Source organism: Streptomyces sp. KM273126, from assembly GCF_004337435.2.
Lineage (GTDB): Bacteria > Actinomycetota > Actinomycetes > Streptomycetales > Streptomycetaceae > Streptomyces > Streptomyces acidicola.
In genome coordinates this window covers 1,934,207-1,951,778 of the sequence record NZ_SJXB02000002.1, presented here as the reverse complement: position 1 = coordinate 1,951,778, position 17,572 = coordinate 1,934,207, and the positions used below count along the sequence as shown (strand labels likewise).

The window sequence follows — 17,572 nt, the reverse complement described above, 5'->3', positions numbered from 1 at the left end:
CGCCCGCTCGACCCCCACACCAGCGCGACGCCCACCAGGAGTGATTGACATGAGCCCTTCACATTTAGAGCCGTCGAGACGTGCGGTTCTCGCAGCCGGCGGCCTGCTCGCCGGCGGCGCGGTCTGGGCGATGACCCCGGCGACGTCCATTGCCGCACCCGCCTCACCCACGGACGGCTGGAAGAAGACCGCGTTCACCTACGGCATGCAGAAACCGTGGAACCTCGACCTGAGCGACCGCTACACCAACAGCGGCGGTGTCCACCGCATGTGGGTGTACGACACCGACGAGCCCATGTCGCAGGGCAGTTCCACCGACCCGCGCACCGAGATGCGCTGGAACCAGGAGTACACGTCCGGGCAGCACATGTGGGACGCCGACGTGTACCTCCCGTCCGGCACGAACGGCGCGACCTTCGTGCAGATCCTCCGTGTGATCCACCCCTCGGGCACCCCCGCCACGGACTTCATGCTCAACGCCTACAGCGCGAGCGGCGGATCGGTGCGGGCCTACGACAGCACCGTCCTCAAGACGAACGCCTACAACACGTGGTTCAACGTCAAGCTCGAACACAACGCCTCCAGCGGCAGCGTCAAGGTCTACTTCGACGACGAACTGGTGCTGACCAGAGAGGACCGCGGGCCCGCCACCCGCCACTTCAAGAACGGCGTCTACCACCACGGCAGCGGCCGCGCCGAGGCGCGCTTCCGCAACCTCACCTACTGGACGCGATGACCCGTGCGGAGACGCACGGAGGACCTTGACGAACCGTCGTACCTTGGAGGCACCCGCAATGACCTCTAGAAGAACCGTGCTCGGTACCGTGCTCGGCGGCACGACGCTCGCCGCCCTGCCCACGGTCGCCGAAGCCGCTTCCCCCGGCGCCCCCGCAGGCGCCGCCGAGGGCGAAGGCCTCGCGGCCGGTCCCGGCCGCGCCCCATGGACGCTCCGCAACCGCATGGACTCCAGCGGCGCCTGGTCCGGCTTCCTGCGCCGACAGGACCTGATCTGGCACAAGCTGCCCAAGCTGTGGCACGAAGGGCCGTTCCTGGGTGACGGACGGCTGGGCAGCATGGTGTACCAGGATCCGGATACGAACGGCATCCGCTTCACCGTCCAGCACGGCGAAGTGCAGGACCACCGCCCCGAGTTCGGCAGCGGCTGGGGCACGTGCCGGCTGCCCGTGGGGCACCTGACCCTCGATCCGGTCGGCACCGTCACCGCGGTCGACTGGCGGCTGAGCCTGTGGGACGCCGAGCTCACCGGCACGGTCACCACGGACAAGGGCTCCCTGACGTTCGCCGCGTTCATCCACGACGGAATCCTCGCCACACGTGCGACGGCCGACGGCGGCGAGAAGGTCCGCTGGACGTTCCACCCGGAGGAGGCGATCAGCCCCAGGAAGATCAGCGAGGAGCCGCCGGCCGGATACACCCCCAACCCGCCCTGGACGACCCGGACCACCGGCGATGTACAACAGATCCTCCAGCCGCTCACCGGCGGCGGTCAGACCGCGACGGCCCACCGCCGCTCCGGTGACGTCCTGCTGCTCACCGTCGCCCACAGCCATCCCTCGGACACGCGGGCAGGCGAAGCCTCGTTGAAGAAGATCCAGCGGGCGGACGCCTACGGGGTGCTCCGCAGCCGCCACATCACCTGGTGGCACGCGTTCTACCGCAAGAGCTTCGTCTCGGTCCCCGACGAGCGGCTGCAGAGCTTCCACTGGATCCAGCTCTACAAGATCGCGTCGGCCAGCCGCGAGGGCGGCCCGGTGATGGCCACCTCGGGACCGTGGCTGGAGCCCACGCCGTGGCCCGCCGTGTGGTGGAACCTCAATGTGCAGCTCGAATACTGGATCGTCCACGGCTCCAACCACCCGGAACTCGACTCGCTCGCCAGCACCCTCCGGCAGAGCCAGGAACAACTGACCGCGAACGTACCCGCCGCCTACCGGTCGGACAGCGCCGGAGTCGGCCGCAGCTCGGACATGTTCATGAACCGCAGCGCCCCCACCCCGGGAAGCGGCGGCGAGTCGGGCAACCTGACCTGGGCCCTGCACAACGCGTGGCTGAGCTACCGCCACACCATGGACGAGGGTCTGCTGCGCGACACGATCTACCCGCTGCTGCGCCGCGCGATGAACTACTACCTGCACTTCCTCCAGCCGGAGGACGACGGCAGGCTGCACCTGCCCTCGACGCTGTCCCCGGAGTATCCGGTGGTCCCCCCGAAGGACACCAACTACGACCTGTCACTGATCCGTTGGGGCTGCGCCACACTGCTGGAGGCCTCCGAGCGCCTGGGAGTCGACGACCCCCTGAAGCCGCGCTGGCAGGAGGTGCTGACCAGGCTCACGCCGTACCCGGTGGACGGGAACGGATTCATGATCGGTGCGGACACCCCGTACGCCCAGTCCCACCGCCACTACTCCCACCTGCTGATGGTCTATCCGCTCTACCTCGTCAACTGGGACCAGCCGGAGCAGCGCGAGCTGATCGAGAAGTCGGTCGCCCACTGGCACGCGCTGACCGGAGCCCACCGCGGGTACAGCTACACGGGCGCCGCGTCGCTGTACGCGATGATGGGCCGCGGTGACACCGCGCTGTCGTACCTGAAGATGTTCTTCGACCCGACGACGCGCTACCCCTGCCGGGCCAACACCCACTACACCGAGGCCGGTCCGGTCATCGAGACCCCGCTGTCGGCGTCGCAGTCCCTGCACGACATGCTCTGCCAGAGCTGGGGCGGTGTCGTACGGGTCTTCCCCGCCGTACCGGAATCCTGGGCCGATGTCACCCTCCACGACTTCCGCACCCAGGGCGCCTTCCTCGTCAGCGCGGCCCGTACCGGCGGCATCACACGCTTCGTCCGCGTACGGAGTCTGGCGGGCGAGCCGCTGGAACTCCGGCACGGTCTGAGCGGCGGCCCGGTGACCGCGCTCCTCGACGACGGCTCCCCGGCCCGCACCCGCCCCACGGACGACGGCACCCTCGCCATCGACCTTCCCAAGGGCCGCGAGGTGCTGCTGTACGCGGGCAGGCGACCCGACCTGGTCATCGCCCCGGTGACCGTGAGCGAGCCGGGCGAGCCCTGGGGGCTGCCGTAGCTGGTGCGACCCGCTTCCGCTCTCCGCACCCGGTGCCCGGCCGCTCTCGTCGTTCGCGGCCGGGCGCCGGGCCCGACCACCGTGTCGTCAATGTCCGCGAAACGCGTCCTCAAGCCACCAGGCTCCTCGGTCCCCGACCACCTTGGCGTCGACGAGCAGCGGCGCGGACCGTGGCCCGGCGACCCAGTCCTCGACGGCCTTCAGGTCCGTCCGCGTGCGCACGGTCACGGCCTCGAAGCCGTACCCCCGCGCCACTGCGGCGATGTCGGTCGGCGGGAACACGACCGTGTCGAGCGGATGTCCGTGGGGCCCGAAGTGGTGCACCTCGGCTCCATACGCGTCGTCGTTGTACACGACGACCACCATCGGCAGCCCCAGCCGGCGTACCGTGTCGAGTTCCGCTGCGCCCATCAGCGCGCCACCGTCCCCGAGCGCGGCCACCGCAAGCCGGTCCGGCCGCGCCAGCGCGGCACCGATCGCGGTCGCCAGCCCCAGGCCGATCGACTGGAACGCCTGCGTGAAGCAGAGGCCGTTCTCGTCCGGCACCGACAGATACATGCTCGGGTAGCCCATGAAGTTGCCGGAGTCCACGCCGATCACCCGCTGTGCGGGGAGGATGTCGTCGAGCGCGATGCTCAGCGTGCGCGGGTCGATCCGCTCACGCGTGCTCGTGTCCTCGTACGGCACATCCCGCCAGCGCACGCCCGCGGCGATGGCCGAGGCGGTGCCGTCGGTCCGGCAGCCCTGCCGTTCCGCGTCCCCCGCGTACCGTTCCAGCACACGCCGCGCCGTGAGTTCCACGTCGCCGGTGACCCCCACCTGCACCTGGCGATGTGCCCCGAGCGCCGACGTGTCGTCGTCGACCTGCACGACGGTCGTGTCGGCACCGATCAGCCGGCCGTGCCTCGTGGTCCACATGTTCAGCGCGCAGCCCCAGCCCACGATCGTGTCCGCCGCCCCGATGAGTTCGGCTGCCAGGGGCGACGAGAAGCCTCCCGACACGTCGAGGGACCACGGGTTGCCGTGGAACAGACCGCGCGCCACGGCGGATGTCGCCAGCAGCGCACCGCAGCGGTCGGCGAGCGCCTCAAGGGCATCCCGGGCACCGGGTGAGCGTGATCCCCGGCCGGCCACGAAGACCGGCCGCCGCGCCCGCTCCAGCACCTGCGCCAGGGCCGCCACGTCGGTCGGCGCCGGCTCGACCGCTGTCCGTTCCGGCGGTGGCGCGGCCTGCGTCAGGACACCGTCCGGCACGTCCAGGGCCTGCACCTCCAAGGGGAGGTTGAGCAGCACGGTGCGTCGTTCGTGCAGGGCCCGGTGCACCGCGGCGCGGGCCTGCCCCACCGCGTCCTCGGCCGACGTGATCCGTACCGGGACCGCGCCCACCGCGCACGCCAGGGCCGCTTGGTCGATGTGGAAGTTGGATCTCGGCTCGGTCACCTCGGCTGCCAGCACGAGAAGCGGCGTACGGCTCTTGGCCGCCTCGGCGATGCCCGTCATGGCGTTCGTCAGGCCGGGCCCCTGATGCACGCTCACGGCGGCCACGGTGCCGCTCATGCGCGCGTACGCGTCGGCCATCGTCGCCGCGCCGCCTTCGTGACGTGCGGCGACAAAGCGTGACCCTGCCGCGACCATGGCATTGGTCAGATGGAAGTTGCCCGATCCGACCACTCCGAAGACATGACCGACCCCGGCCGCGGACAGCGCCCGCCCGACGGCCTCCGCGACCTTCACGAGCGCTCCACCAGCGCGAGGACCCGCGCGGGAGAGCCGGACCCGGCGACGATGGGCAGCGGTCCCGCGATGACGACGGAGCCGGTCGCCGGAAGTGCCCCCAGGTTCTGCAACTGCGTCAGTCCGTACTTGTCACTACCCATGAGATAGGAGTGGCAGGGGAAGGCCGGGTCGAACGCGTGCCCACGCCCGGCGTCGGTGCCCACCGTCTCCACTCCGAGGCCGATCACCGGCGACTCCTGAGCCACCCAGCGGGCGCACTCCGCCGACAGGCCGGGGGTGTGCGGTCCGTTCTCGTCCACGTTCAGGAACTCCTCCTGCGCGTGCGAGCGAGCGTCCCACCCGGTGCGCAGCAACAGCCAACCGGCTTCGGGCAGGGGCCCGTTCTCGTCCTCCCATGCCTTCACGTGCCCCACCTCCACGAGGAAGTCCGGGTCCTCCTGTGCCTCGGCGGTGAAGTCCAGAACGGCGGCCGGTGCGATCAGCCGACGCGCGGGCACGGACGCCACGTCGGAGAGGTCCTTCCCGGTCACCCAGTGGTTCGGGGCGTCGAAGTGGGTACCGGTGTGCTCGCCACTGCGGAAGTTGTTCCAGTACCAGGCCGGCCCCCGGTCGTCGTACCGGCTGATCTCCTCCAGCTCGAACACGGCAGTCTGACCGAACTCGGGCGGCAGCTGGATCACCGGCGTCGACGACGACAACGGCGAGGTGAGGTCGACGACTTCGATCGCCCCACCGCGCAGGGCGGACACCAGCGAAGCGAGGACGGACGGCTCGGGCATGGGGGCCTCCTGACACACGGCGGAACTGAAGGCGGAACTGGCGGCGGAACCGCCACGCTGGACAGAAATACTGAACACCAATGCGGAACTGACAGCATGACAGCGGCCCGGCCCCCGGACACGTAGTCCGGACGGCGGGCCGTCGGGTGCGGAGAAGCGTTATCCCTTCTTCCCTGGGTTCACCGCGTCGAAGACGAGCACCTTCCGTTCGAGGTCGGCGTGGAACGTCGCCGTGTAGCGGTCCCCGGTGACGGCAGGGGTGAAGTCCGTGCTCGTCTGCCACCGGGTGCCGGCCGGCACCTGAACGCGCAGGTCACTCGGGACCTCCAGCTGTCCGGACGCCTCCTGCCAGGCGTAACCGTCCCGCAGCCGGGCGCGTCGGCATCGGGCAGCTACTTGATGGAGTTCACAGTTGAAACAGTCGCATGGACGCGACTTTATGCCCGATATTTCCGCCTGCTGGAAAGAAGCCGACGCCGTACGGTATAACCCGGTCCGGCCTCAGTCCGCGCGAGCTGAGTGCATCGGTGATTCACTTGTCGAGGGGGAATTCATGGGCAGCTCCACCGCGAAGTCCGAAGAGAAGTCCGAAGAGAAGTCCGAAGAACTGCCGCAGGACGGGAAGACCGGCGCGAAGACCGGCAGTCCGGACCGCGCCGGGGTGATCACGGCCGCCGTGGCGCTCGCCGCGTGCGGCGGACTCGTGCTCTACGGAGTGCTCTCCGGGGGCGGCGGAGATGAGAAGAAGGAGCGCGAGGTGCCCACCGCCTCGGTCACGTACGAGGTGACCGGCACCGGCACCGCCGACATCACCTATCAGGCGCGCAGCGAGTCCGGGAAGGCCACCGTGGTGAGGGCTGCCGCCCTGCCGTGGCGCAAGACCGTGCCGGTGCCCCTTGGCAGCAGCCCCGTCGTGAGCATCGTGCTCGGCGAGAAGGGCGGCGAGGCCCGCTGCGCCGTCGCCGTACAGGGTCGGCACATGCAGAGCGCCACCGCCAGCGGCGACTTCGGCCGCGCCACCTGCACCGGAACGCTGCCCAGCCCACCCCCCGGTCCGGACCCGGCCGACGCCGCGGGCTGACCGCGCACCCCCTCGCGCGCCGCACGCTCTGCCGTTCACGCACCACCTGGCTGGCCACCGGCGCGACCGTTCTCGGCGGTGCCGGGCTGGCGACGATCGCGGTCGCCTCCGACGAGGGCTCCGGCACCGAGGACACGGCCCGCCCGGCAAGCGCGCAGACCATGGCGTTCGGCAGGACCGGCAAGGCCAAGGGCACCCTGCCGCGCACCGAGCCCAAGTCCTTTTCGCTGATCGGCGTCTCCTGGTCGGACCACACCCGGCGCTTCGACGGCACCGCGCAGATCCGCACCCGCAGCGCCGGGACGGGCGAGTGGACCGACTGGCGCGACGGGATAACGCAGGGCGAACTCCCGTGAGCTGAGCCCCGTCAGCTCCAGCAGCGCCCGCAGACGCGCACCGAACTCCCCCCTGATCCTGTCATTCTCCTCCAGCGACAACTCCCCGCCCGTACGCTCCGGCAGGTCTTCCCCCGGCTGCATCATCGGTTCCCCCTTCAACAGATCCTGGGCCCCACCAGAACCACCAGTCGTCTCTCCGGCGCAGTCGCCCACCGCCCAGCCGGAGTCAGGACGGTCCCAGATGATCACGCACTGCCGAGTCTGGCGACTCTGTCGATGATGGCGTCGGCGACGCTCGGGGCGATCCACGGCATCCGGGAGACCGCGCGCTGGTGCTCCAGCCCGTGCAGGCAGACCCAGAGGGTGACCGCGTCCGTCTGCGGGTCGGTGGTTGCCGATTGCCCTGCCGCACCACAGTCGGCGAGGGTTTCGGCAAGCAACTGCATGGCGTCCGCACCGAGGGTCGTCAGATCCTCGGCTGTCAGCGAGTTCTCCCCCAGGGTCGGCATCCACTGGCCTCCGAACATGGCGCGGTAGCGCCCGGGGTGTTCCTCCGCGTAGCCGAGATAGTCGTGGCACAGGGCGTACAGCCGATCCCGGGCATCATCACCGGCGGCATTCGCGGCGGCCCTGAGATGGGATTCCAGGGCGGTGAACTCCCGTCGGACCACAGCCAGCATGATGGCCGGCTGGTCGGGGAAGTGCGGGTAGATCGACGGAGCGGAGATGCCGAGGCACGTGCCGTCCCCGCCCGCCATCACGATCCGAGAGCTGGCCCAGCGCTGTGCAGCCGCCGCGGGCCGACCTCCGATCAGACTGATCCAGATGCCACGCTTTGTGATGCGCTCAGCGGGGGTCGTGGTACCCATCGCCCGCGAGATGGCCGAGATGGACTACCAGTGGTACGCACCGTTCCACATGGACGCAGACGAAACCGCGGCCACCTTCGGTCTCACCGCCACCGACCTCGACACCGCCGTCCGCGACCAGGTCGGAGCCCCGGCACAGCCCTGAAGGACACCGGCCGCCGGCGCAAGCCGCGGCCGTCTCCCCCTACGACCCGACGGCCCGTTACGCGCGGCGCGGTCAGACCACTCGCTGGAAAGGGTTCGTCGCGCATGTCACCAAGACCTGTTCCCCTGACGACGTCAACGTGATCACGGACGTGGCCACCACGGACGCCACCGACTACGACGCGAAGGCTCTGCGTGGCATCCACACCCGGCTGAAGCGCCGTGGACTGCTGCCCGCCGAGCACCTGGTCGACGGCGGCTACACCTCCCTGGTCCATCTGAAGCAGGCAGCCCGGGAACACCAGGTCACGGTCACCGGGCCACTGCCGGTCAACTCCACCAGCCAACACCCCAAGAACGACGGCTTCGGCCGCGACCTCGACCTCGACCTCGACCTCGACCGCTCAAGATCCCCGACAGAGTCACCTACTGAGTAGAGTCGGGCAATGCCCCAGCTGAAGCGGCTGCATGCCGACCACGCCTCGGCGGTCCTGGCCTTCGAGCTGGCGAACCGCACCTACTTCGCTGCCTCGATCTCCGACCGCGGCGACGACTTCTTCGACCAGTTCACCGACCGGTACAACGCCTCGCTGGCCGAGCAGGGGGCCGGCATCTGCGCCTTCTACGTGCTCGTCGCCGAGGACGGCTCGGTACTCGGCAGGTTCAACCTGTACGACTTGGAGGACGGCACTGCCAGACTCGGCTACCGGGTCGCGGAGCGGGTCGCCGGCCACGGCGTGGCGACCGCGACCGTCCGGGAGCTGTTCCGGATGGCGACAGCGATGCACGACCTGCGCACACTGCGGGCGGCCACCTCCCACGACAACGCCGCGTCCCAGAAAGTCTTGGCCAAGGCCGGGTTCGTCCCGGTTGGCCCTGCCACCCCGGCCGATCTCGGCGGCAAGTCAGGCACTTGGTACCAGCGCGACCTCCACTCATAGACCTTGATGTTGCTCGTGGGTCGGCTGCGGGAAGGCTGCGGCCACCGCGTAGACCCTGCTCGCCGGCAGGAAGCGTTCGAGGGCCTGATGAGCCGGATAGCCGGCCGGTTCGCCCGGGTTGAACCCCGGCGTCGGGTACGGGATCTGATGCTGGGGCTGCTGTCGGACCTGCCCCTCGACGCTGTCGCGCCGAACTCAACAGCCGCCCACGCAAGACGCTCGACTGGGAAACCCCAGCCGATCGTCTCTCTACACTGCTCGCAGCCGCCCAACACGATCACGTGTTGCAACGACCGCTGGAATCCGCCTGGTGAGCCGCACAGGGGGGCTTGGTGCCGTCGGTCTTTCCCGCCGCTCCAGACCCCGAGAGCAGGCCGACCGGCGGCCCGCCAACCGTCACGGCGGCGGCACGGTCGACCATCTGGTCTACGCGGTGTTCAACTACCCGACGCTCGCGGAGTCCTACAAGGTCGCCGCGCTGGACGCGACCAACAAGCTGCGGCAGACCGACCGGATAGGCGATGAGACCCCGGTCCGTGTGTGCGCGGACCGGGGTCACCGCCCGGCGGGGCAGACGCGAGGACACACCCCTGCCGTGCCCTGGAGCCGGTCGGCCCTCCTTGCCCCGCACCGGCACCCCACTTAGCCTGACTTTGTGCCGCGAATAAACAAATCCCGAACTCACAACGTCGTGCCGGGCAACGACCTCACCCGGCTCCGTATCGCGCTCACCACCTTCTTCGCCCTCGACGGCTTCATCTTCGCCGGCTGGGTCGTCCGCATCCCCGCCATCAAGCAGCAGACCGGCGCCTCGGCCAGCGCCCTCGGCCTCGCCCTCCTCGGCGTGTCCGCGGGCGCGGTGATCACGATGATGCTCACCGGCCGCCTCTGCCGCCGCTTCGGCAGCCACCCCGTGACCGTGGTCTGCGGCATCCTGCTCTCGTTCAGCGTCGCCCTGCCGCCGCTCACCCACTCGGCACTGGCGCTCGGCGCCGTACTGCTGGTCTTCGGAATGGCGTACGGCGGCATCAATGTCGCCTTCAACAGCGCCGCAGTCGACCTGGTGCGTGCGCTGCGAAGGCCCGTCATGCCCAGCTTCCACGCCGCTTTCAGCCTCGGCAGCATGATCGGCGCCGGGCTCGGCGGACTGGTCGCCGGGGCGCTGTCCCCCACGCGTCATCTGCTCGGCCTCACCGCGATCGGTCTGATCGTCACCGTCCTGGCGGGCCGCACCCTGCTGCGCCACCGTCCTCCGACGTCACCGGAGAACGCGTCGGACAAGGAGCCCGCGCCACGCCACCTGGACAACGCCACCCGTGGCCTTGTGATCACGTTCGGCCTGATCGCCTTGTGCACGGCTTACGGGGAGGGAGCCCTGGCCGACTGGAGCGCACTGCACCTGGAACAGGATCTCGACGCCACACCGGGCGTCGCGGCCATCGGCTATTCCTGCTTCGCGCTCGCCATGACCGTGGGCCGGCTGACCGGCACCAAGCTGCTCGAACGCCTGGGCCAGACCCGCACGTTGGTGTCCGGCGGCACGACCGCCGCGGTCGGCATGCTGCTCGGCGCGCTCGCCCCCTCTCTGTGGGCGGCACTCCTCGGCTTCGTGATCACCGGGCTCGGCCTCGCCAACCTCTTCCCGGTCGCGATCGAACGCGCCGGCACGCTGGCCGGTCCCGACGGAGTCGCGATCGCATCCACTCTCGGTTACGGCGGCATGCTCCTGGGCCCGCCCGCCATCGGGTTCATGGCTGACTGGTTCTCCCTTCCCACCGCCCTCACCAGCGTGGCGGCTCTGGCCGCGTTGGCCACGGTCATCGCTTTCACGACACGGCGCGCCGCAGCAGGCTCACACCCTGCCCCTCCCACGTCCTGAGGAGGGGGCCTTGAGATCGCCTCGCCTCGTGAACCGCTCTACGGCCTCGCGTCGTCCTGGGTAGTGCCACTGCCAGATGACGACGAGGGGCCAGGGATTGAGGATCGGTACAGAGGCCGCGGCTGACACTGGTCCCGGAGGGAAGGCCGAGGCGGGTCGCAGCGGCGGCCGTCCCTCACCGCCGTCGGCACGGCGTCAGGTGCTGCGCCGCTCGCGTCGGCTGGCCGCCGTGCTGGTCAGCGTCTGCGCCCTGCTGGGCGCGGTACGGCTGGTCGTGCCGGCCACCGCGGACACGGACGGAGAACCGCCCGGGGTCCGGCGGCAGCTGGCGTTCCTGCGTGAGGAGTTGGACGACGGAGCCGGCGCCGAGGCGCAGAGGATGTTCCCCGAGGGCTACTTCTTCCTGCACGCGCTCTACGGTCTGAGCCGGGTCGAGATCGGGATGCGCGAACCCGTCGGCGACAGGTCGACGGCGTTGCGAGAGGCCCGGTGGGCGCTGGCGAGGCTTGACTCCCCGTCCGGCCGCGCCCCGTTCAGCCCGGAACTCACCCCTCCGTACGGCGTCTTCCACCGCGGCTGGAGCAACTGGCTGCGCGGCGGCGTGCTGAGCCTGCAACCAGCCGAGCACCGCGACCCCGGCGAGGTGCGCCGGTTCACCCGTGACTCGGCCGCGCTCGCCGCGGCTTTCGGCGCCTCGCGGTCGCCGTATCTGGAGGCGTACCCCGGTCAGGTGTGGCCGGTCGACTCGACCGTGGCGATCGCGTCGCTGCGGCTGCACGACGCGCTGCTGACCGACCGGTTCACCGAAACCGTTCAGCGGTGGGTGCGGGAGGTGCGCGGGCGGCTCGACCCGCGCACCGGCCTGCTCCCGCACCGGGCCGAGCCGGACACCGGCGATCCGATCGAGGGGGCCAGGGGCACCTCGCAGAGCCTCATCCAACGTTTCCTGATCGATATCGACCCGGTCTTCGCCGGTGAGCAGTACCTGCGCTTCCGCGACCGGTACCTCACCTCGCCGCTCGGCCTCGGGCCCGCCGTGCGAGAGTACCCCGACGGCACGGACGGCCCGGCCGACATCGACTCCGGCCCGCTCCCGCTCGGCGTGAGTCTCTCGGCGAGCGTGGTCACCATCGGCGCGGCCCAGGTCCACGGCGACGTTCCGCTCGCCGCCGCGCTGGCAGGCGTCAGCGAGCTGACCGGCCTCCCCATCGACACCCCGTGGACCAAGCGGTACGCCTTCGGTCTGGTCCCCGTCGGTGACGCGTTCCTGGCATGGTCGAAGACCGCACGGCCGTGGGTGGCGAAGGCGCCGCCCCCACCACCGGCGCAGATCTCGGGGTGGTGGCGCGTTCCCCTGCTGTCGCTGCTGGCCGTACTCGCCGCCGCACCATGGCTGCCCACGCTGGACCGCCGGCACCGGCGGCGGACCTGAAGCGGCGCCGGGTGCCCACCAGTTTGCAGTTCCTCAACTGGTGAACCTGGCTCGGAGTTGAGCTTTGCACCGCACATCATGTACGGGACGCGTGCGGTGACGTGCGTCGTTGGTGCGGGGATCATCACGCGAGCGTGACGGGGTCGCGGCGCCGAATGGTGCCGCCCGCGATCACATCGGCGTAGACCCCTACATGCACCTGATTGTGCTGCGCTGCCGTACGCAGGATTCCCACGTCTCGCGGCAAGTCCCCTTGTGGCAGCGTGGTCATGACGCAGCGAGGGCAGGGGCCGGAGATCCGCAAGCGGACCTCGTTGCCGATCGCGACCGTGTGACCGATCCAGTCGTTCTCCACGAAGCCCTGCTCGTCCGGGCCGGTCGCCACGACAATGTTCGGCCGGAACCGCCGAGCCTCGAAGCGTCCATCGGGATACAGCGCGTGCAGCCGTTCGATCGTCGCCGTCGTCAGCAGGTGCACGACCGCCATATCGAAAAGGGTGCCCGGCGGCATTTGCCACTCGGTGACCGTGTCTCTGTGATCGAGACCCTCCATATCCGGCCAGTACTCCTCGGCCGTCGCACCCGACGACTCTCCCTCGCCTCGCGCCTGCGCGAGCACGACCTCTCGGCCGAGTTCCTTGGAGAGGATCTGCGGCACGTGGGGCTGGTCGCTCAGCGCGGTGGTTCCATCGGGCAGGGTCAGGCGAACGGCAGGCAGTTTCGATCCCGCCCGAGGAGGCGCGACATAGGCAGCACGGAAATCGAAAAAATTCCCCCACTTGCGCGGATTCTTCGCGCCCGCGACCTTTCCCGTCGCCGCGTCGACAATGGCGAACTGTCGATCCCCGACGAGACCGCGCTCCGTGACCTCGGAGGCATTCAATTCCTCCCCCAGCATCGACTTCACCGGGTAGCGCCACAATCCGACAACCGTGCCGCCTCTCGCATGCGTGGAGGGCGAGAGCGATTGCGACGGATCCGTTTGCATGACGGCTTCCTCCTGTTCAAGGCACGAGCGCAGCACGTAACGCCGGCGTCGCCCTTCAAGCGGAAAGCCTCGCCATACTCCTGTCAAACGGACAGCCGCAGGTGCGTGAAATCCGGAGTGCGCGACTCGGGAACTGCCGGACCTCCGACCGGGTGATGGGCATGTTCAGCGAGTCCACGTCAGGAGGCGGCATCCGCCGCCTCGTTTCCCCGGCTGCGCCTTCGCTGTTCTTCACCACCGTGGCCGACGGGCCTTTGGCCGTGTCACACACCCTCTTCGTCGACCGCTGCTGCTCGCACACGGTCAGCTTGAACAACTCGACAGTGTGATCGCCGACCGCGTTCGTGCAGGACGGTGCTGGATGAGTACGGCGCAGGTGTTGTCGCCGGAGTCCTTCGGGGACACGTGACTCGTCGTCCCAGGTGACCTCGCTCCACAGGGCCCGGGAGATCCCGAAGTCCGTGAGCCTGGCGACGCCTTCGTCGGTGACCAGGATGTTCTCCGGGGTCACGTCGCCGTGCACGGCACCCTCCTCGTGGGACTTCGCCAGGGCGTCCGCGATCCGGCTGCGGATCGCCCCCGCCTGCTCGGGGGTGAGCGGGCCTCGGACCGCGACGATCTGCGCGAGGCTGCGTGCGGGCACGTACTCCATGACGATCCAGCAGGTGCGCCCTCGTTGTCGTAGTCGAAGACGGCGACCGCGCTCCATCCGGCACACTCGCCCCATGGAGACTGCCGAGCACATCGAAACCCTGGACAGGGAGGGCCGGCTGCTGGTCGCGGCCGCCGAGCGCGCTGGGACCGGGGCCCGGGTGCCGACGTGCCCGGGTTGGCAGGTGCGAGATCTGCTACGGCACACGGGGACGGTGCACCGGTGGGCCGGGGCGTTCGTCACCGAGGGGCACACGTCGTACCACCCCGGCGCGGGCGAGCCGGACCTGGACGGCGCGGAACTCCTGGACTGGTTCCGGGAGGGCCACCGGCAGCTCGTCGACACCCTCACGGCGGCGCCCGCAGACGTGGCGTGCTGGAGCTTCCTGCCCGCGCCCTCGCCGCTGGCCTTCTGGGCGCGGCGGCAGGCGCACGAGACGACGGTCCACCGGGCCGACGCGGAGTCGGCGCGCGACGGCACGGCCGACGCGGTCGGCGCGATCGCCCCCGAGTTCGCGGTCGACGGCATCGACGAGTTGCTGCTCGCCTTCCACGCGCGCGAGAAGAGCCGGGTGCGCATCGACCAGCCGCGGGTCCTGAGGGTACGGGCGACGGACACAGGCACCGTGTGGACCGTACGGCTGTCATCCGGGCCGCCGGTGAGTGAGCGGGGCAAAACGGCGGAAGCGGACTGCGAGGTGGCGGGTCCCGCCGCGCGGCTCTATCTGTCGCTGTGGAACAGGCAGCCGTTCCCGAGCGTCACGGGCGACGAGTCACCTGCCGCGCTGTGGCGCGAGAAGTCCGCCGTGACCTGGGGGTAGCGCGCCGCACCACACACAGGTCGCCGCATGACGACCGCGTACCCACGCCGTGCTGCCGCCGACGTTCGTTCCGTCTGTCCGTCTGTCCGTCCAGCAGTCCACGTTGAAGGCCTGCAGCCGGTAGCCCCCTCCCCCACGACGGTGCAGGACGTGGTGCCGCAGGTTCGGATCGCCATCCCGTCGGCGTTGAAGAAGCCCGGTGCCTCGCTCAACATCCAGGCCACGAACGGTGTGGACGACCATGAGCAGGGCATGGTCTCCGGTCGCCCGTCCGGGAGGAGGCGGACGCGGAGCGTGTTGCGGTTCGCGACTGAGGGGGTACCTCCTCCCTGGTGTGCGCCTGGCGGGCTGCCATGCCCCCGCCCGGCACACACTTGTTCCATACGGCTTCATACGGTTTCATACGGCGCGCGGAGACGAACGGGGGGCGAGAACGCATGATGTACGTGGGGCAGGGGCGCCGGACGCAGGCCGAGCGGGACGCGATCACCGTGGAGATCGGGTACGCGCTGTTCAGTGCGGCGTTCGCGGCGGCCGTGGTGTTCGGGGTTGTGGCGGGTCCAGCGCTGCTCTTCGCGCTGCCGCCCGGCGTGGAACGAATGCTCGTTCTCTTCGGTCTGGCACTGGCCGCCCCGCTCTTCGTCGCCCGTGTGGTGAGCGTGCTGCTGCGCTTCCGCCGGGGCGCCAGTCCGGTGGTGGTGCCGCGCTCCTCGCCCGGTACGCCAGGTCCTCAGCCCAGCCAGCCCGGGCGCACCAACCCGGACTCGTAGGCCAGCACGACCAGTTGGGCCCGGTCGCGGGCGCCCAGCTTCACCATCGTGCGGCTCACATGGGTCTTGGCGGTCAGCGGGCTGACGACGAGACGGCGGGCGATCTCCTCGTTCGACAGGCCGATGCCGACGAGGGCCATCACCTCCCGTTCCCGCTCGGTGAGTCCGCCGAGCGACGCGGCTGCCGCGGGCTCCTTGGAGCGGGCCGCGAACTCCGAGATCAGCCGGCGGGTCACCCCCGGCGAGAGCAGCGCGTCGCCCTCGACCACGGCCCGTACCGCACGCAGCAGTTCCTCCGGCTCGGTGTCCTTCACCAGGAAGCCCGACGCGCCGGAGCGGATGGCCTCGAAGACGTACTCGTCGAGTTCGAACGTGGTCAGCATGACCACCTTGACGTCCTTCAGGCCCTGATTCTCGGTGATACGGCGGGTCGCGGCCAGCCCGTCGAGGACCGGCATCCGGATGTCCATCAGGACGACATCGGGCCGCAGTTCGCGCACCTCGCGCAACGCCGCCTCGCCGTCGGCGACCTCCCCGGCCACCTCGATGTCGGGCTGCGCGTCGAGGAGCGCCTTGAAGCCTGCGCGGACCAGGGACTGGTCGTCGGCGAGCAGTACGCGGATCACCGGCCCTCCTTGGCCTCGTGGTACTGGGCGGGCGGCGTCTTCAGCGGCAGTACGGCGAGTACCCGGAATCCGCCGTCGGCGCGCGGCCCCGCCTCGATCGTGCCACCCAGGGCGGCGGCCCGCTCCCGCATCCCGGCCAGTCCGTTGCCGCTGCCGCCGGCGTCCGCGCCGGTCGCGGGCCCGTCGTCGTCGATCCGCAACCGCAGCGCCCCGGCCGCCGGTCCGAGGCGCACGCGCGCGTGCCGCGACCCCGAGTGCCGTACGACGTTGGTGAGGGCCTCCTGCACGATGCGGAACGCGGCGAGGCCGGCGCCGGGCGGGAGTGGGGGCGCCTCGCCGTCGACCTCCACCGTGAGGCCCGCGTCGGCCGCCTGCTGGACGAGCTCGGGCAATCGGTCGAGCCCTGGTGCGGGGGCGCGCGGGGCGACACCCGGCGTCCGCAGCGTGTCGAGCACTTGGCGGACCTCGCCGAGGGCCTCCTTGCTGGCCGCCTTGATGGTGGTGAGCGCGGTGCGGGCCTGCTCGGGGTCGGAGTCGAGGAGCGCGAGGCCGACGCCCGCCTGCACATTGATCACCGAGATGCTGTGCGCGAGGACGTCATGCAGCTCCTGGGCGATCCGCAACCGCTCCTCGTCGGCGCGCCGCCGGGCCGCCTGGGCGCGCTCGGCGCGTTCGCGGGCCCACTGCTCGCGGCGTACCCGGGCCAGTTCGGAGACCGCGACGATCGCGATGATCCAGGCGGTGACGGGCACCTCCTGCCCCCAGTCGGCCGCGTGGTCCCCGGCCGGCGGCAGCCACTGGTACAGCCAGTGCGCCACCAGCACGTGTCCCGCCCAGAACATGCCGACCGCCGACCAGGCGGCCTTGCGGTGCCCGGTGACGATCGCGCTGAAGCAGCCCAGGGCGACCGTGAGGAACACCGGGCCGTACGGATACCCGGCACCCAGATAGACCGTGGCGGTGGCAGCCGTCCCGAAGGCGACGAGCACCGGGTACCGCTGCCGCCACAGCAGCATGCCCGAGCCGAGGAACAGGAGCACGCGCCCGAACGAGTCGAGGGACGCGTGCTCGCCCTCCTGGAACCGGGCAGCGGCGTTCGAGCCGACCAGCACGAAGACCGTGAGCAGCAGCGTGGAGCGCCACGGCCACCGGGGACCCACGTCCTCGTCCGGCCCCGTCCGCCACGGAGGATGCCCCGGCCACCACGGCGGACCCCCCGGCCTCCCTCGCCGCGGCGGTCCGCCCCACGCCGGGGACGTGTGCGCGCCCTGCTCTTCCATGACGGCCACGCTAGACGCCGCGCACCGCCCGCAGCGTCACCCGAGCGAGGTGATCACACGTACTCCCGGCGAAGTACGCCCTCCGCGGACGACTCCACGGGCGTCTTCCCCGCCCCTTCGCTGATCCCG

The 17,572-nt window shown here is 70.4% G+C and carries 20 protein-coding genes; 12 read left to right on the top strand and 8 right to left on the bottom strand.

What is annotated here, in order from left to right:
- Positions 1 to 49 precede the first annotated feature (49 nt).
- Together E0500_RS39305 and E0500_RS39300 are read left to right on the top strand one after the other, a co-directional pair.
- Positions 50 to 736, top strand: coding sequence for a cinnamyl alcohol dehydrogenase (locus E0500_RS39305; protein WP_131565960.1), 687 nt, complete (start codon positions 50 to 52; stop codon positions 734 to 736).
- 58 nt (positions 737 to 794) lie between these two features.
- Positions 795 to 3,107: a glycosyl hydrolase family 95 catalytic domain-containing protein gene (locus E0500_RS39300; protein ID WP_181587371.1), complete on the top strand. Its 2,313-nt coding sequence runs from the start codon at positions 795 to 797 to the stop codon at positions 3,105 to 3,107.
- Positions 3,108 to 3,194: 87 nt separating this feature from the next.
- Here E0500_RS39300 and E0500_RS39295 read toward each other — a convergent pair whose 3' ends face one another.
- From E0500_RS39295 to E0500_RS39285, 3 genes are all read right to left on the bottom strand, one after another.
- Positions 3,195 to 4,841 carry a thiamine pyrophosphate-binding protein gene (locus E0500_RS39295; protein WP_131565963.1) on the bottom strand — a complete coding sequence of 549 codons (1,647 nt, stop codon included), beginning with the start codon at positions 4,839 to 4,841 and terminating at the stop codon, positions 3,195 to 3,197.
- Positions 4,838 to 5,623: a cyclase family protein gene (locus E0500_RS39290; RefSeq protein ID WP_131565966.1), complete on the bottom strand. Its 786-nt coding sequence runs from the start codon at positions 5,621 to 5,623 to the stop codon at positions 4,838 to 4,840. Before E0500_RS39290 ends, E0500_RS39295 begins: the two co-directional genes overlap by 4 nt.
- A gap of 159 nt (positions 5,624 to 5,782) precedes the next feature.
- Complete coding sequence (locus E0500_RS39285) at positions 5,783 to 5,923, bottom strand: hypothetical protein (RefSeq protein ID WP_165935082.1); 141 nt, start codon at positions 5,921 to 5,923, stop codon at positions 5,783 to 5,785.
- Between the two features lie 253 nt (positions 5,924 to 6,176).
- On the opposite strand from E0500_RS39285, the gene E0500_RS39280 reads away from it, so the two are divergent.
- Together E0500_RS39280 and E0500_RS39275 are read left to right on the top strand one after the other, a co-directional pair.
- Complete coding sequence (locus tag E0500_RS39280) at positions 6,177 to 6,704, top strand: hypothetical protein (protein WP_258573772.1); 528 nt, start codon at positions 6,177 to 6,179, stop codon at positions 6,702 to 6,704.
- 161 nt (positions 6,705 to 6,865) lie between these two features.
- Positions 6,866 to 7,060: a hypothetical protein gene (locus E0500_RS39275; RefSeq protein WP_131565969.1), complete on the top strand. Its 195-nt coding sequence runs from the start codon at positions 6,866 to 6,868 to the stop codon at positions 7,058 to 7,060.
- A gap of 227 nt (positions 7,061 to 7,287) precedes the next feature.
- Here E0500_RS39275 and E0500_RS39270 read toward each other — a convergent pair whose 3' ends face one another.
- On the bottom strand, positions 7,288 to 7,800 hold the full coding sequence (locus E0500_RS39270; protein ID WP_220141496.1) for a TetR-like C-terminal domain-containing protein: 513 nt from the start codon (positions 7,798 to 7,800) through the stop codon (positions 7,288 to 7,290).
- Positions 7,801 to 7,867: 67 nt separating this feature from the next.
- Between E0500_RS39270 and E0500_RS39265 the strand changes: the two genes are divergently transcribed.
- The 6 genes from E0500_RS39265 to E0500_RS39240 all read left to right on the top strand — a co-directional run bounded on the left by E0500_RS39265 (position 7,868) and on the right by E0500_RS39240 (position 12,307).
- Positions 7,868 to 8,056 carry a hypothetical protein gene (locus tag E0500_RS39265; RefSeq protein WP_165935081.1) on the top strand — a complete coding sequence of 63 codons (189 nt, stop codon included), beginning with the start codon at positions 7,868 to 7,870 and terminating at the stop codon, positions 8,054 to 8,056.
- A 139-nt stretch (positions 8,057 to 8,195) separates the two neighbouring features.
- On the top strand, positions 8,196 to 8,492 hold the full coding sequence (locus E0500_RS39260; protein WP_131565975.1) for a hypothetical protein: 297 nt from the start codon (positions 8,196 to 8,198) through the stop codon (positions 8,490 to 8,492).
- 9 nt (positions 8,493 to 8,501) lie between these two features.
- Entirely contained in the window at positions 8,502 to 8,996 is a 495-nt protein-coding gene (locus E0500_RS39255) for a GNAT family N-acetyltransferase (protein WP_131565977.1), read from the top strand.
- A 310-nt stretch (positions 8,997 to 9,306) separates the two neighbouring features.
- On the top strand, positions 9,307 to 9,642 hold the full coding sequence (locus E0500_RS39250; RefSeq protein WP_131565980.1) for a hypothetical protein: 336 nt from the start codon (positions 9,307 to 9,309) through the stop codon (positions 9,640 to 9,642).
- Between the two features lie 45 nt (positions 9,643 to 9,687).
- The gene (locus E0500_RS39245) at positions 9,688 to 10,875 is read left to right on the top strand and encodes an MFS transporter (RefSeq protein WP_131565983.1); all 1,188 of its coding nucleotides are present in this window, start codon (positions 9,688 to 9,690) and stop codon (positions 10,873 to 10,875) included.
- A 97-nt stretch (positions 10,876 to 10,972) separates the two neighbouring features.
- On the top strand, positions 10,973 to 12,307 hold the full coding sequence (locus tag E0500_RS39240) for a hypothetical protein (protein ID WP_258573771.1): 1,335 nt from the start codon (positions 10,973 to 10,975) through the stop codon (positions 12,305 to 12,307).
- A gap of 124 nt (positions 12,308 to 12,431) precedes the next feature.
- On the opposite strand, the gene E0500_RS39235 is transcribed toward E0500_RS39240, so the two are convergent.
- Both E0500_RS39235 and E0500_RS44610 read right to left on the bottom strand, forming a co-directional pair.
- A complete protein-coding gene (locus tag E0500_RS39235) occupies positions 12,432 to 13,295 on the bottom strand; it encodes an MOSC domain-containing protein (RefSeq protein WP_131565986.1) in 864 nt (287 codons plus the stop codon).
- A gap of 55 nt (positions 13,296 to 13,350) precedes the next feature.
- The gene (locus E0500_RS44610; RefSeq protein WP_399120794.1) at positions 13,351 to 13,947 is read right to left on the bottom strand and encodes a protein kinase domain-containing protein; all 597 of its coding nucleotides are present in this window, start codon (positions 13,945 to 13,947) and stop codon (positions 13,351 to 13,353) included.
- Between the two features lie 73 nt (positions 13,948 to 14,020).
- Between E0500_RS44610 and E0500_RS39225 the strand changes: the two genes are divergently transcribed.
- Together E0500_RS39225 and E0500_RS39220 are read left to right on the top strand one after the other, a co-directional pair.
- On the top strand, positions 14,021 to 14,767 hold the full coding sequence (locus tag E0500_RS39225) for a maleylpyruvate isomerase family mycothiol-dependent enzyme (RefSeq protein ID WP_131565989.1): 747 nt from the start codon (positions 14,021 to 14,023) through the stop codon (positions 14,765 to 14,767).
- A 440-nt stretch (positions 14,768 to 15,207) separates the two neighbouring features.
- A complete protein-coding gene (locus tag E0500_RS39220) occupies positions 15,208 to 15,537 on the top strand; it encodes a DUF6332 family protein (RefSeq protein ID WP_131566030.1) in 330 nt (109 codons plus the stop codon).
- Here E0500_RS39220 and E0500_RS39215 read toward each other — a convergent pair.
- Positions 15,498 to 16,163: a response regulator transcription factor gene (locus tag E0500_RS39215; RefSeq protein WP_131565994.1), complete on the bottom strand. Its 666-nt coding sequence runs from the start codon at positions 16,161 to 16,163 to the stop codon at positions 15,498 to 15,500. The genes E0500_RS39220 and E0500_RS39215 overlap by 40 nt on opposite strands.
- Positions 16,160 to 17,443, bottom strand: coding sequence for a sensor histidine kinase (locus E0500_RS39210; RefSeq protein ID WP_131565997.1), 1,284 nt, complete (start codon positions 17,441 to 17,443; stop codon positions 16,160 to 16,162). The genes E0500_RS39215 and E0500_RS39210 overlap by 4 nt, the downstream gene beginning before the upstream one ends.
- Between the last annotated feature and the right edge of the window lie 129 nt (positions 17,444 to 17,572).

Coding starts and splice junctions, on each gene's coding strand:
- E0500_RS39275 (WP_131565969.1), top strand. CDS start 6,866: ATGGCGTTCGGCAGGACCGGCAAGGCCAAGGGCACCCTGCCGCGCACC.
- E0500_RS44610 (WP_399120794.1), bottom strand. CDS start 13,947: ATGGAGTACGTGCCCGCACGCAGCCTCGCGCAGATCGTCGCGGTCCGA.
- E0500_RS39220 (WP_131566030.1), top strand. CDS start 15,208: ATGTACGTGGGGCAGGGGCGCCGGACGCAGGCCGAGCGGGACGCGATC.
- E0500_RS39255 (WP_131565977.1), top strand. CDS start 8,502: ATGCCCCAGCTGAAGCGGCTGCATGCCGACCACGCCTCGGCGGTCCTG.
- E0500_RS39300 (WP_181587371.1), top strand. CDS start 795: ATGACCTCTAGAAGAACCGTGCTCGGTACCGTGCTCGGCGGCACGACG.
- E0500_RS39280 (WP_258573772.1), top strand. CDS start 6,177: ATGGGCAGCTCCACCGCGAAGTCCGAAGAGAAGTCCGAAGAGAAGTCC.
- E0500_RS39305 (WP_131565960.1), top strand. CDS start 50: ATGAGCCCTTCACATTTAGAGCCGTCGAGACGTGCGGTTCTCGCAGCC.
- E0500_RS39270 (WP_220141496.1), bottom strand. CDS start 7,800: ATGGCGGGCGGGGACGGCACGTGCCTCGGCATCTCCGCTCCGTCGATC.
- E0500_RS39225 (WP_131565989.1), top strand. CDS start 14,021: ATGGAGACTGCCGAGCACATCGAAACCCTGGACAGGGAGGGCCGGCTG.
- E0500_RS39210 (WP_131565997.1), bottom strand. CDS start 17,443: ATGGAAGAGCAGGGCGCGCACACGTCCCCGGCGTGGGGCGGACCGCCG.
- E0500_RS39235 (WP_131565986.1), bottom strand. CDS start 13,295: ATGCAAACGGATCCGTCGCAATCGCTCTCGCCCTCCACGCATGCGAGA.
- E0500_RS39265 (WP_165935081.1), top strand. CDS start 7,868: ATGCCACGCTTTGTGATGCGCTCAGCGGGGGTCGTGGTACCCATCGCC.
- E0500_RS39290 (WP_131565966.1), bottom strand. CDS start 5,623: ATGCCCGAGCCGTCCGTCCTCGCTTCGCTGGTGTCCGCCCTGCGCGGT.